The organism is Pseudomonas sp. JBR1, assembly GCF_028198185.1.
GTDB classification, from domain to species: Bacteria; Pseudomonadota; Gammaproteobacteria; order Pseudomonadales; family Pseudomonadaceae; genus Chryseomonas; species Chryseomonas oryzihabitans_E.
Genome location: NZ_CP116340.1, coordinates 2,371,350 through 2,383,647 on the forward strand (window position 1 = coordinate 2,371,350; position 12,298 = coordinate 2,383,647).

12 protein-coding genes are annotated in these 12,298 nt (G+C 63.8%); 7 read left to right on the forward strand and 5 right to left on the reverse strand.

What is annotated here, in order from left to right; translation table 11 throughout:
• The first annotated feature begins 131 nt into the window (after nucleotides 1-131).
• Nucleotides 132-1,124: a catabolite repressor/activator gene (cra, locus tag PJ259_RS10970; protein ID WP_059315940.1), complete on the forward strand. Its 993-nt coding sequence runs from the start codon at nucleotides 132-134 to the stop codon at nucleotides 1,122-1,124.
• Nucleotides 1,121-1,918 (forward strand): TatD family hydrolase, encoded by a 798-nt coding sequence (locus PJ259_RS10975; protein ID WP_059315941.1) that lies wholly within the window; start codon nucleotides 1,121-1,123, stop codon nucleotides 1,916-1,918. The genes cra and PJ259_RS10975 overlap by 4 nt, the downstream gene beginning before the upstream one ends.
• Here the strand turns inward: PJ259_RS10975 and ampD are convergent.
• Both ampD and PJ259_RS10985 read right to left on the reverse strand, forming a co-directional pair.
• Entirely contained in the window at nucleotides 1,915-2,475 is a 561-nt protein-coding gene (gene ampD / locus PJ259_RS10980; protein ID WP_271655764.1) for a 1,6-anhydro-N-acetylmuramyl-L-alanine amidase AmpD, read from the reverse strand. The two genes, PJ259_RS10975 and ampD, sit on opposite strands and share 4 nt — an antisense overlap.
• Entirely contained in the window at nucleotides 2,475-2,951 is a 477-nt protein-coding gene (locus PJ259_RS10985) for an FAD/FMN-containing dehydrogenase (protein WP_174523147.1), read from the reverse strand. The genes ampD and PJ259_RS10985 overlap by 1 nt, the downstream gene beginning before the upstream one ends.
• An 83-nt stretch (nucleotides 2,952-3,034) precedes the next feature.
• Here PJ259_RS10985 and PJ259_RS10990 point away from each other — a divergent pair, with 83 nt between their 5' ends.
• Both PJ259_RS10990 and PJ259_RS10995 read left to right on the forward strand, forming a co-directional pair.
• Nucleotides 3,035-3,514, forward strand: a complete 480-nt coding sequence (locus PJ259_RS10990; protein ID WP_068383365.1) for an MOSC domain-containing protein — start codon at nucleotides 3,035-3,037, stop codon at nucleotides 3,512-3,514.
• A gap of 256 nt (nucleotides 3,515-3,770) precedes the next feature.
• The gene (locus tag PJ259_RS10995; RefSeq protein ID WP_059315945.1) at nucleotides 3,771-5,063 is read left to right on the forward strand and encodes an NAD(P)/FAD-dependent oxidoreductase; all 1,293 of its coding nucleotides are present in this window, start codon (nucleotides 3,771-3,773) and stop codon (nucleotides 5,061-5,063) included.
• Nucleotides 5,064-5,125: 62 nt separating this feature from the next.
• On the opposite strand, the gene PJ259_RS11000 is transcribed toward PJ259_RS10995, so the two are convergent.
• A complete protein-coding gene (locus tag PJ259_RS11000; protein ID WP_271655765.1) occupies nucleotides 5,126-7,318 on the reverse strand; it encodes a DUF1631 domain-containing protein in 2,193 nt (730 codons plus the stop codon).
• A 286-nt stretch (nucleotides 7,319-7,604) separates the two neighbouring features.
• Between PJ259_RS11000 and nadC the strand changes: the two genes are divergently transcribed.
• Both nadC and PJ259_RS11010 read left to right on the forward strand, forming a co-directional pair.
• The gene (gene nadC / locus PJ259_RS11005; RefSeq protein WP_271655766.1) at nucleotides 7,605-8,453 is read left to right on the forward strand and encodes a carboxylating nicotinate-nucleotide diphosphorylase; all 849 of its coding nucleotides are present in this window, start codon (nucleotides 7,605-7,607) and stop codon (nucleotides 8,451-8,453) included.
• A 118-nt stretch (nucleotides 8,454-8,571) separates the two neighbouring features.
• The gene (locus PJ259_RS11010) at nucleotides 8,572-8,793 is read left to right on the forward strand and encodes a hypothetical protein (protein WP_059315947.1); all 222 of its coding nucleotides are present in this window, start codon (nucleotides 8,572-8,574) and stop codon (nucleotides 8,791-8,793) included.
• 201 nt (nucleotides 8,794-8,994) lie between these two features.
• Here the strand turns inward: PJ259_RS11010 and purU are convergent, their stop codons facing one another.
• Nucleotides 8,995-9,846, reverse strand: a complete 852-nt coding sequence (gene purU / locus PJ259_RS11020; protein ID WP_271655768.1) for a formyltetrahydrofolate deformylase — start codon at nucleotides 9,844-9,846, stop codon at nucleotides 8,995-8,997.
• A 298-nt stretch (nucleotides 9,847-10,144) separates the two neighbouring features.
• Here purU and mvaT point away from each other — a divergent pair, with 298 nt between their 5' ends.
• Nucleotides 10,145-10,528: a histone-like nucleoid-structuring protein MvaT gene (mvaT, locus tag PJ259_RS11025; RefSeq protein ID WP_059315949.1), complete on the forward strand. Its 384-nt coding sequence runs from the start codon at nucleotides 10,145-10,147 to the stop codon at nucleotides 10,526-10,528.
• Between the two features lie 255 nt (nucleotides 10,529-10,783).
• Here the strand turns inward: mvaT and sbcB are convergent, their stop codons facing one another.
• Nucleotides 10,784-12,238 carry an exodeoxyribonuclease I gene (gene sbcB, locus PJ259_RS11030; protein WP_271655769.1) on the reverse strand — a complete coding sequence of 485 codons (1,455 nt, stop codon included), beginning with the start codon at nucleotides 12,236-12,238 and terminating at the stop codon, nucleotides 10,784-10,786.
• Nucleotides 12,239-12,298: the final 60 nt, after the last annotated feature.

Sequence of the window (12,298 nt, forward strand, 5' to 3'; positions counted from 1 at the left end):
GCTGAAACGTTTCACCCAATGGGACTGGAACGTTACTCGATAATCGCCGATCCTTGAAGCACAACACACAATAAAGACCGTCTCGTTCATGGCGTACAGCACAGGCGATTCAGGTCCGATGAGGAACAGGCGTGAAACTTAGCGACATCGCCCAATTGGCCGGCGTATCCCTTACCACCGCCAGCTATGTCATCAATGGCAAGGCAGCGCAAAGGCGCATCAGTGCCGCGACCGTGGCGCGAGTCATGGCCGTGGTCGAGGCCCACGGCTATCAGCCTGATCAACGCGCTGCCGGCCTGCGCCGCGGGGCGACCCACACCCTGGGCTTTCTGCTGCCCGACCTGGAAAACCCAAGCTACGCCCGTCTGGCCAAACAGCTGGAGCGACGTGCGCGAGCGCGTGGCTATCAGTTGCTGATCGCCTGCACCGACGACAATCCCGACAGCGAACGCCAGCTCATCGCGCTGTTTCGCGCCCGTCGCTGCGATGGCCTGTTCACCGCCAGTAGCCTGGCCGAGGACGACGCGCCCTACCGACAGCTGCAGGAACACAACATCCCGATCATCGCCATCGATCGCCAGCTCGATCCCGCGCAGTTCTGCTCGGTGGTCAGCGACGACCACACCGCCGGCCGCCAGCTGGCGGCCACCCTGCTGACCCCGGACACCCACAGCATCGCCCTGATCGGCGCCCGCCCGGACCTGGTCATCAGCCGCGAGCGCGCCGCCGGTTTCGCCGCCGCCCTTGCCGATCACCCGGCGCGCCACTGGGAGCGTCATGCCCCTCACTACAGTCGCGACGGCGGCCGCGCTCAGGCCCAGGCGATGATCGAGGAACTCGGCCACTGGCCCGACGCCCTGCTGGCCACCTCCTATGTGCTGCTGCAAGGCGTGCTGGACGTGCTGCGCGATCATCCGCTGGCCGAGGGCAACACCTTGCGCCTGGCGACCTTTGGCGACACCCAGTTGCTCGACTACCTGCCGTTCAAGGTCAACGCCATTTCCCAGCAACACGAGGTCATCACCGAGCGGGCCTTGGAGCTGATGCTGGACGCCCTGGAAAACGACCACTACCTGCCCGGTGTCCAAGCCATTCCAAGGGTTCTCAAACGCCGCCTGTCATGAGCCTGCTGATCGACACCCACAACCACCTGGACTACCCGGGCTTCGACGCCGAGCGGCCCGCGCTGCTGGCCGAATGCGCGCGAATCGGCGTGGTGCGCCAGGTACTGATCGGTGTCGAGCGTAGCCAGTGGCCGCAACTCTGGAGGGTTGCAACAGCCCATGACGGCCTCTATGCGGCCCCAGGCCTGCATCCGCTATACCTGCACCGCCATCAGGAGGCCGATATCGAGGCGCTCAGGACCTTCTGCCTGGACCATCGGCCAGATCCCCGCCTCTGCGCAATCGGCGAGATCGGTCTGGACTATTTCATCGAGACACCGGACAAGCCGCGCCAGGCCTGGTTCTTCGAGCAGCAGGTGCGCCTGGCCATGGAGCTGGAGTTGCCGGTGCTGCTGCACGTGCGCCGCGCCCATGCCGATGTGGTCAAGATTCTGAAACGCCTCAAGCCGCCACGCGCCGGCATTGCCCATGCCTTTTCCGGCAGCTACGAAGAAGCCCGTGAATACCTGCGCCTGGGTTTCAAGATCGGTCTGGGTGGCGCCCCCACCTGGCCCCAGGCCAGACGGCTGCAGCGCGTGCTACCGCAGCTGCCACTGGATGGCATCGTGCTGGAAACGGACGCGCCCGATATGCCGCCGGCCATGCACCCGGACGTGCGCAACAGTCCAACCCATCTGCCAGCCATCTGCGCCGCCCTGGCGCCGCTGTGGCAGGTCTCTGCCGAGACCCTGGCCGCCGCCACCACGCGCAATGCCTGCGCGGTGTTCGGCTGGGAGGCAGACCCGCCGGCCTAATCCTCGCCAGGCTGCAACTCGGCCTCCAGGCGCTGCCAGTCGAAGGCTGGCCCCGGATCGGTCTTGCGCCCCGGCGCAATGTCGCTGTGGCCCTGGATACGCTCGGCGGTGATCGCCGGATAGGTCCGCTGCAACGCCCTCGTCAACCGCCCCAGGGCACGGTACTGAGCATCGGTGTAGGCCAGCTCATCGGTGCCTTCCAGTTCGATGCCGAGGGAAAAGTCATTGCAATTCTCACGACCGTCGAAGCAGGACACCCCGGCGTGCCAGGCCCGCTGTTCGCAGGACACGAACTGGGTCACCACCCCGTCGCGCTCGATGAGAAAGTGAGCAGCCACCTTCAGCTCGGCGATTTCCGCAAAGAAGGGATGGGCCGAGTGATCCAGGCAGTTCTGGAAGAAGGCCTGGACGCAACCGGTGCCGAACTGCCCAGGCGGCAAGCTGATGTTGTGGATCACCAGCAGGGACATCTCCGTCCCGGGCGGTCGTTCGTTATGGTTGGGCGAAGGGCAGAGTCGCGCCTCGCGATACCAGCCATCGACGAACACCCTGTCCATCAGCGCGCCTTGGCCTTGAGCGCGTCGCGCAGGGCATTGGCGTCGCTGAATTCGCGCTGGCTGACGAAGCGGCCATGGTCGAGGGTCACCCAGAGCACCTTGTCGGCATCCCCCGGGAAGCGTGGCACGACGCGCGATTCGCGATCGAGCAGCACCCGGTAGCCGTACTTGCGCATGGCCGGCACGGCGAACATCCGGGTAATGGCAGCCGGCATGCTGCTGATGTCGGCGATATAAGCCACCCGGGTGCCGTCGATATAGTTCGCGGGCTGGTCGCGCATGGCTTCCTTTACCAGCCCGGAGCCACTCATGCTGCGGGCGACCAGCAACACCTGCAGCTGATCGTCGAAGGTATAGGGCTGATCCCGCTGGTCGAGCAGGGTGAAGGGCGAGACACGTTCGCCCGGCTCGAGCGCCAGGGCGGACAGCGGCAGCAGCAGACACGACAGCAACAACGCCAGAACTCTTGCGCGCATGGCATCCTCTCTTGAGCGATCTATCAGGGCCGCTATCCTGCCCTACCGCTCAGGCTGGCACCACCCATCGCATCGAGGAACCCATGATTCCGCTCAAAGAACTGCTCGCCCAGGTTCCCCAGTCCGGCGAGGTGCGCTGGATCGGTGTGCGACCCGCCTCGCGCGCGCCCATGGTCGAGATCGAGGCGGTGGAAGCGCGCCGGGATGCGGGTCTTACCGGCGATCATGCCCGCCCTACCCCACGCAACCAGCGCCAGGTCACCCTCATTCAATGGGAGCATCTGCCAGTGGTCGCGGCCCTGATCGGCACACCCGTGGCGCCGGCCGATCTCAGACGCAACCTGGCCATCGCCGGAATCAATCTCTTCAGCCTGAAGAATCGCCGCTTCCGCATCGGCCAGGCGGTGCTGGAAACCACCGGCTGGTGCCAGCCCTGCGCACGTCTGGAAGAACGCCTGGGCGCAGGTACCTTCCAGGCCATGCGGGGTCATGGCGGACTCACCGCCCGGGTGCTGGAGAGCGGCATCATCCGCCTGGGTGATCGAGTACAGGTGCTGGATTGACCCCAGTTTCCCTAGGGTCGAATGGCCGGGCCAGCCCGGTTAAACTAGCGCCACCTCTCGTCGCCGCGGACATCGCCACCTGGGTAGATGCAGGCTGTTTCCCTTGAAAACCACCAGTTCTCGCCCATCTTCCTCTTCAGATACCGCGATCCCCATACGGCGCGACGACCCCTGATTTCGTCCGGCCCGGGGCTGCGCCCGCTTGCGGCGACGCGCCCGGACCGGCCAAGGCTTTCCTTCTCCAAGAGTGCTCTCCATGACCCATCGCATCGTTATCGTCGGCGGCGGCGCCGGCGGCCTGGAACTGGCTACCCGCCTGGGCCGTAGCCTGGGCAAGCGCGACCAGGCGCAGATCGTGCTGATCGACGCCAACGCCACCCACCTGTGGAAACCCCTGCTGCATGAGGTGGCCGCCGGCTCGCTCAACTCCACCGAGGACGAGCTGAGCTACGTCGCCCAGGCCAAGTGGAACCACTTCGACTTCCAGCTCGGGCGCATGACCGGCCTGGATCGCGAGCGTCGCAAGGTGCAGCTGGCGGCGATCGAGGACGACGGCGCCATCCTGGTCCCGGAGCGGGAGATCGGCTATGACTCCCTGGTGCTGGCCATCGGCAGTACCACCAACGATTTCGGCACCCCGGGCGCTGCGGAAAATTGCATCTTCCTCGACACCCGTGCCCAGGCCGAACGCTTCCACCGCAAGCTCCTGACTCACTACCTGCGCGCCCACGTCAGCGAGCAGCCGGGTGAATTCATCGAGGTGGCCATCGTCGGTGCCGGCGCCACCGGCGTGGAGCTGGCCGCCGAGCTGCGCAATGCCGCCGAAGAGCTGCAGGCCTATGGCATGGACCGCATCCGCCCCGAAGACCTGCGCATCACCCTGGTCGAGGCTGGTCCGCGCATCCTGCCGGCCCTGCCGGAGCGCCTCGCCGGCCAGGCGCAGCGGACCCTGGAAAAGCTCGGTGTCCGGGTGCTGACCAGCTCAGCGGTCAAGGAAGTCCGGGCCGACGGCCTGCAGACCGCTGGCGAATTCGTCCCGGCCAGTCTCAAGGTCTGGGCCGCCGGTATCCGCGCACCGGCCTTTCTCAAGGACCTGGCTGGCCTCGAGACCAATCGCATCAACCAGCTGGTGGTGAATTCGACGCTGCAGACCACCCGCGATCCCGATGTCTTCGCCCTCGGCGACTGCGCGGCCTGCCCCCTCACCCCGGGCGACACTCGTACCGTACCGCCCCGCGCCCAGTCCGCCCACCAGCAGGCCTCGCTGCTGGTCAAGACCTTCAAGGCGCGCCTGGAAGGCAAGCCGTTGCCCGACTATGTCTACAAGGACTACGGCTCGCTGATCTCGCTGTCGCGCTTCAGCGCGGTGGGCAATCTCATGGGTGGCGCCCTCGGCAGCCTGACCCTGGAAGGCTGGCTGGCGCGGACCTTCTATGTCTCGCTCTACCGGATGCACCAGGTCGCCCTCTATGGCCCACTGCGGGCCCTGGCGCTGTTTGCCGGCGATCACCTGAGACGCAAGACCGAGCCACGCCTGAAGCTGCACTGAGCCCTTGACTCAGGCATAAAAAAAGCCGTCCTTGGGACGGCTTTTTTCATTCCACAACCGCTTCAGGACGGCGACTGACCACGCAGGTTGCCGATCACCGAGGTCATGGCGCGATCGAACAGCAGGGCATCGTCGAGCAGCCGTACCCGGCCTTCCTGGTAATCCAGCGCCAGTTCCTCGCGAGTGCGATCCAGGACCTTCATGCCGGTGCGATTGACGAACACCAGCCGCCCCATGGGGCGAATGACCGCGGCCAGCTTGCAGCGCAACTTCTGCTCGACGTCGAGGATTTCCAGCCAGGCGCCAACCGACAGGTTATCCACCCACTCCAGGGACTCGGCGGTCAGGCCTGCGATCCGTTCGCCTGCCCGCGGCAGCTCGAAGGGTTCGTCGGCAGGGACCGGCGTCGGCGCGGCCGCCACCACATCCGGAGTCGCCGACGCTTCCGCCAGCTCGGGGCGCGTCTGCTGAAAGGTCTGTACGTGCAGGGACTCGAGCTCGGTGAAGAATTCAGAGGTGGAGAAGGGATCGAAGGCCGCGCTGGCCAGGCCTTCGCGCAAGGCCTTGAGCAGACCGGGCACCATTTCCAGCAGCCGCTGCCGTGAGGCCACGTCGTGGTGCGGCTGGATGCTCCAGATCAGATCGTCCATGGTCTTCAGGGCCGCGCGCCATTCGCTGGAGTCGTAGCCCTGCTTCAGGCAGGTCAGTAACAGCACCTGGCTCCAGGCCTCGCGCAACACGCGCTGCACGGCGCCTGGCAACTGATGCTCCTGCAGGCGCTGACTCAGCACGTGCTCCACCTGCAACCGGGCGATCTCGGCACGGGCCCGGCCTTCCTCGGCGTCACGGGTGCGCTGTTCCAGCAGCTCGCTACGGCGCTGTTCATCGCTGACATAGGCCATGAAGTCGGCCAGCAATTCGGCAAAGATTTCTGGATCGTCGACGAAGTCGCTCAACAGGCGCTGCACGATCTGCTCGATCTTCTGATAGAGACCGTCGCGCTGCAGATCGCTTTGTTCACCCCAGCCCAGGGAGGCCGCGGCGATCTCGTTGAGCAGGCGGCGCGCCGGATGGCTGCCACGGCTGAAAAAGGTCTTGTCGAGGACCGCCACCTTGAGCATGGGAATCTGCAGACGGGCGATCAGGGCCTTGAGCGAGTCCGGCAGGGTGAGGTCATCGAGAATGAATTCGAACAGCATCGCCACCAGATTGATGACGTCTTCGTCGACCTGCCCCACCACGCGCTTTCGACCCGAGCGCTCGCTGATGCGGCCCAGCGCCACGCCCAACTGCGCCTTCAGGTCGTAACCGTCCAGGGACTGACTGGATATCTGCTGTTGCAGGTGCGACAGCAGACGCATGAGGTCGTAGCTGGTGATGACCTGGCCATCGCCGGTCGCGGCGCCCTCGTCGCTGGCTCTTCCGCCCCCCAGGGTGGCACTGCCCGGGGATCGCAATTGGGCCAGCAGGCCCTGCAGGGTGCCGAAGAGCTCCTGACCATCGTCTTCGCTGTTGACGTGGGCCGACGTGCGCCCGCTGTACCCCTTGGACGAGCGGCCCGGTACCTGCTGCGGAATGGCCTTGAGCTGGGGCAGTACCCCGGCATCGACCAGTTGCCGATTGGATTCCGCGTACAGCTGACCAAGGCCATTGAGCACGAAGCGCTCGAACAGCTTGTAGATGATCAACTTGACCTTGATGTCGGTGTCGAGATCGCGGCAGGCCTCGACGAAGGCCTCGCACAGGCGGCGCGGTCCCAGGGGATGAGTCGCGTCATCCAGCTTGCTGGACAGCTGGGTGTTGAATCTGATGGTCAGGTGGCTGATGGCCATGGCGTTGTTGCTGAGCGCCTTGGCCACCATGGTGTCCACCGCCACGCTCTCTTCCAGGGCGTCGTTCTGCACCAGACTCAGGTCTTCGTAGGAGACGCTGTCCAGGCGCATCTCTGGCTTGCTGCCAACGAGATTGTTCAGCGCGGCGAAGCGTTCGAAATATTGCTGGAGAAAGCTGCGCTCGATGCTCTTGCGTCTCAGGCGCAGATCACGCATCGCTTCGAAGTAGAGGCTTTGTTCCTGGTTGCTGCCGGCCCGATCGGCCATTTCGAAGAGGGCATCGTCGGCATTGTCGAACAGCTGCTGCAAAGAGGTGTTGAGTCGCTGAGCGGCGCGATCCCTGACCGGTAAAAGCACAGCAGGCAATCGGGAAGAAGATTCCCCGAGCGCCTTGAAATGAACCACATTTACGTCGTTCTGCACCACCGCCTCCCACAACCGTCCTTGCGTTCGGCTGAATCGCGTTCCACTACAGGAGCATTGAACAACGTTGGCCGCCCTGGCCGCGAGGTGAAACGTTGTCGATGTGCCATTATTTGCTCTGCAACGGCATCGACCAATCGGCATCTGCGCAGTACATGACCGGGTTCACAAGGCACCTGTCAGCCAGCGCCTGCCCTTCGAATGATTCAACGTTGTCTATCTCAGATCGTCAACCTCCCCTAAAGTTGCCCGTCCGCTTCCTGCAGCCCCCTATCGGAGTCCCTCAATGTCCAGCGCTACCCTGTCCGATCTTGCCCAGGTCATCACTGAAAACGTCGCCGCAGCCCTGCGCGAAGACGTTGGCAGCGGCGATCTCACGGCGGGCCTGATTCCTGCCCAGCAGCACGCCCGGGCGCGCGTCATCACCCGAGAAGCGGCGGTCGTGGCAGGCAGCGCCTGGGTCGACGAGGTGTTCCGCGTCCTGGATCCGCAGGTGACCGTCAGCTGGCAGGTGGCGGATGGTGACCGGGTCGCCCCTGACCAGGTGCTGTTCGAACTCCAGGGGCCGGCGCGGGCCCTGCTCACCGGCGAGCGCAGCGCCCTCAACTTCCTGCAGCTGCTGTCCGGCACCGCCACCCGCTGCCGGCACTATGCCGACCTGGTACAGGACACGGCCGTGCGCCTGCTGGACACTCGCAAGACCCTGCCTGGCCTACGCCGCGCCCAGAAATACGCGGTCACCTGCGGCGGCTGCTACAACCACCGGATCGGGCTGTTCGACGCCTTCCTGATCAAGGAAAACCACATCGCCGCCTGTGGCGGCATCGCCCAGGCCGTGGATGCCGCTCGCCACTTGGCACCGGGGCGCCCGGTGGAGGTCGAGGTGGAGGATCTGCAGGAACTGGAACAGGCCCTGGCCGCGGGTGCGGACATCGTCATGCTGGACGAACTGAGCCTGGCCGACATGCGCACGGCGGTGGCCCTGACCGCCGGCCGGGCCAAGCTGGAGGCCTCCGGGGGCGTCAACGAAGACACCCTGCTCGGCATCGCCCAGACCGGCGTCGACTACATTTCCATCGGCACCCTGACCAAGGACGTCAAGGCGATCGATCTGTCGATGCGGATCCTCGCGTGAGCGGGATAGGCAAAGGGCGTCGCGGCGGCTAGACTCCGCAGCCGCGCCAAGCGCGCACCGGCTTCGAGCGGTCCCCGCGACCGCTCGCCCCTCGCGATACTCGAACAAGATCGAACCCGTGACCAAAGATCAACTGCGCGCTGAACTGGAACGCCAGGCCCAGCGCTATCAAGATGTCTACGGTGGCGAAATCGTCACCTACGCCGCTCAGCCCAAACCCGATCGCAAACCCTGGAAGAAGCGTCCTACCGTGCAGGACGAAGTATTCGCCTCGGAAGTGCGCAAGATCGCCGACCACAAGGCCAAGACCGCTGCCGAGGCGACCGCTCAGGACGACTGAGCGGAGCCTTTGGAATGCGCGTCATCTGGCGCTGCATCCGCGTGGCCTGCCGACGCCTGTAGCTGACGCCAGAGCGCGGCCGCTGCGCTGAAGTCCGCGCCGTCCTCGTCCGTCATGGCCTGCAGGTCATAGCGGGCGAGGCAGCCTTCGCCCAGGCGCGGCGGCGGCTCCGCAGTGCCGGGCGCCGCCTGGAGATCGCGGTCAGTCGAAGATGACGGTCTTGTTGCCATGAACCATGACCCGCTCTTGCAGGTGGTATCTCAGCCCGCGCGACAGCACCATCTTCTCGACGTCCTTGCCCAGCCGCACCATGTCCTCGACATTGTCTCTATGGCTGACACGTTCCACGTCCTGCTCGATGATCGGACCGGCATCCAACTCTTCGGTCACATAGTGGCAGGTGGCGCCGATCAGCTTCACGCCCCGCAGCGCGGCCTGGTGATAGGGCTTGGCGCCGACGAAGGACGGCAGGAAGCTGTGGTGGATGTTGATCACCTGATGGGCGTAGCGGGCGCAGAGATCGGGCGGCAGGATCTGCATGTAGCGCGCCAGCACCACGGTATCCGCCTGGTGCAGATCGATCAGCCGCGAGACCTCGTCGAAGGCCGGCTGCTTGTTGGCGGGATCGACCGGCACATGGAAAAAGGGAATACCGTGCCATTCGACCATGCTACGCAGGGTGTCGTGGTTGGAGATGACACAGGGAATCTCGCAATCCAACTCGCCGCTGTGCCAGCGGTGCAGCAGGTCCGCCAGGCAGTGGGATTCGCGGCTGGCCATGAGCACCACGCGCTTGCGCTGGGCCGAGTCGGTGATCCGCCACTGCATGGAGAACTCTCGCGCGATGGGCGAGAAGGCCTGGCGAAAACCTGCCAGATCGAAGGGCAGTGAATCGGCGCGGATCTCATGGCGCATGAAGAACCAGCCACTCTCCGTATCCGAATGATGACTCGCTTCGGTAATCCAGCCGTTATAGGTCGCCAGGAAGTTGCTGACCTTGGCCACGATACCTACCCCGTCCGGACAGGCGATCACCAGACGAAACGTTTGCATAGCACAACCTCGAGCGAAAAGGGGCTGCATTCTAGGCGCAGTCGCTGGCAGCGTCGAGCGGCGCCGGGCTCCGCACACAGGCCCCAGGAGACCAGTGGATAATCGAAAGCGGCCAGTCGTCACCTGACAAGTTCCATGGATATTCCGTTTAAAGTTGCAGGCGACTTGGCAAATCCATTAATGCCGCACTCAAATGACTAATGAACGCCTATATCCAAGACCGTTTACTTATCCCGATAGCCAATCTATGATTGCTGCAGACTTTCACCTCTGCATCATTTCAGAACAAAGGCCGTTTATGTCACTCATCAATGAATACCGCCAGACCGAAGAAGCCATCAAGGAACTGCAGGAGCGCCTGAAGTCGCTGCAACAGGATGACAAACTGCAGCGCGAACTGGAGTTCGAAAAGAAACTGCGTTCGCTGATGGGTGAGTATCAGAAGTCCCTGCGCGACATCATCGGCATTCTCGACACCGAAGCCAAACCCGCGCGTCAGGCTCGCACCAACAAGGCCAGCAACACTGCCACCCCCAAGCGTGCGCGCAAAGTTAAGCAGTATAAGAATCCGCACAATGGCGAAGTGATCGAAACCAAGGGCGGCAATCACAAGACCTTGAAAGAGTGGAAGGCCAAGTGGGGCTCCGACGACGTCGAGTCCTGGGCTACCCTGCTGGATTGATCGGAGAACGCCGGCTTGCCGGCGTTTTTCTTGCCTTCTTACCAGCGCTACGGCCAGTGCAGGGCCTCAGGCGCCAGCAATACCTGCTCCTACCCTGCGCACGTTCAGCAACCTGCTCAAACCTCCACCTACTCGTGCCCATTCCCTAGTCTGCCAGGGTGGCGAGCAGGATTAGGCAGATCACCTCATCGGTTTGCCGATCCAAGCCCTTTCTTTATCCGTGCTTCTCTTGATCGGTGACAAAGCGCCGCGACTTTAGGTCGCAGTGGTAACGTCGCTATCCAGTTGCTGAATCAGGCTGCGCACATGAGCGGACCAGGCATCGAGAATGGGTAGCACATCGACGGACACTTCAAGACGCAATTGTTCGCTCAAGGCAAGGAATTGACTACAGGTCATATGTCCTTGTCCGGCTTCGCTCAGCAATCGCTGCCGACAGAATTGCCGCCAGCGTATCCCCTCTTCCGCCGTCAGCAATTCAGGAAAGTTACGTGCGCGGTAGCGAAAGAACAGTTCCGGATGACGCTCATCCTGAAAGGCCCAGGTTCGAGTACCAAGTTGCTCGGCGGAACAATGACGAACTTGATCGCAGAGTTGCCGTTCCTCAGCCGCGATGAAACCGTCATACAGTCTTAGCTCGGCGTCCTGTTCCTGCTCGGAAAAACCGGATGGTTCGCTATAGATCGCCTGCACCTTGGGCTGCCAATTCGCACGCTGATCGAGAATCCGGCGAACGGTGCGCCAGACGGCGGCCAGATCGAACTGCAGGCGTTCCGTGTCCGCAGGACGCAGGACGCTGAAGGGCGCCAGGATCGGGCACTTGTTGATCTGCACCAGCTTGAGGGGGACCGGCAGTTCGCCTTCGGCGAGGGCATCGCGCCGAGTGTAGAGGCGCTGGCGCAGATTATCGGCATCGAGGTCGAACAGCGGATCCGGCGCTGCGCCGAGATCACAGACGATCAACGCGTTGCGGTTGACCGGATGCCAGGCCAGCGGCAGGACGGGAGCAAGAAAGTGACGCTCGGCGCTGAAGCGACCGGAGACATGCAGCAAGGGCTCGAGCAGACGAATGCGTGCGAGTGCCGCCTTCTTCTGACGCTGCGTCCAGAGATAGTCGTAGAGCCGCGGCTGGCGCTGCCTGACCAGCCGTGCCAGGGCGAGGGTCGCACGGACATCGGCCAGGGCGTCGTGCGCCTGGCTGTGCTCGATGCCGTTGGCCAGGGTCAACCGGTCGAGGCGCAGGGACAGCCGCTGGTTTTCCTCGGGCCAGGTGAGGCCCTCCGGGCGAAAGGCATAGACTGCCCGGATCAGGCCCAGCACATCCCAGCGACTGTTACCCTGCTGCCACTCACGGGCATAGGGATCGTGGAAGTTGCGGTACAGGCTGTGCCGCACCATTTCGTCATCGAAGCGCAGGTTGTTGTAGCCAACGGTGCAGGTGCGCGGGCGGCTGACTTCGTCATGGAGACGCTGCACGAAATCTCGCTCGCGCAGCCCCAGGCGCTGCAGGGTAGCCGGCAGGATACCGGTGACCAGGCAGGCCGAGGGATGCGGGAGGACATCCGGGCTCAGCTGGCAATGCAGATTGAGCGGTTCGCCAATTTCATTGAGTTCAAGGTCGGTACGAACCCCTGCAACCTGCAACGGACGATCCCGCCGCGGATCGATCCCCGTGGTCTCGAAGTCGTACCAGAAGATACTGTCAGTCACACCGCCCTCCTCTGGAATGGCCGCAGTCTAGCATCGCCAAGCGTCTTGCTCCCGATCGCC

What these genes read in the sequence shown, in the direction of transcription:
- PJ259_RS10975 (WP_059315941.1), top strand. Translation starts at nt 1,121, where the DNA reads ATGAGCCTGCTGATCGACACCCACAACCACCTGGACTACCCGGGCTTC.
- ampD (WP_271655764.1), bottom strand. Translation starts at nt 2,475, where the DNA reads ATGGACAGGGTGTTCGTCGATGGCTGGTATCGCGAGGCGCGACTCTGC.
- PJ259_RS10985 (WP_174523147.1), bottom strand. Translation starts at nt 2,951, where the DNA reads ATGCGCGCAAGAGTTCTGGCGTTGTTGCTGTCGTGTCTGCTGCTGCCG.
- PJ259_RS10990 (WP_068383365.1), top strand. Translation starts at nt 3,035, where the DNA reads ATGATTCCGCTCAAAGAACTGCTCGCCCAGGTTCCCCAGTCCGGCGAG.
- PJ259_RS10995 (WP_059315945.1), top strand. Translation starts at nt 3,771, where the DNA reads ATGACCCATCGCATCGTTATCGTCGGCGGCGGCGCCGGCGGCCTGGAA.
- nadC (WP_271655766.1), top strand. Translation starts at nt 7,605, where the DNA reads ATGTCCAGCGCTACCCTGTCCGATCTTGCCCAGGTCATCACTGAAAAC.
- purU (WP_271655768.1), bottom strand. Translation starts at nt 9,846, where the DNA reads ATGCAAACGTTTCGTCTGGTGATCGCCTGTCCGGACGGGGTAGGTATC.
- mvaT (WP_059315949.1), top strand. Translation starts at nt 10,145, where the DNA reads ATGTCACTCATCAATGAATACCGCCAGACCGAAGAAGCCATCAAGGAA.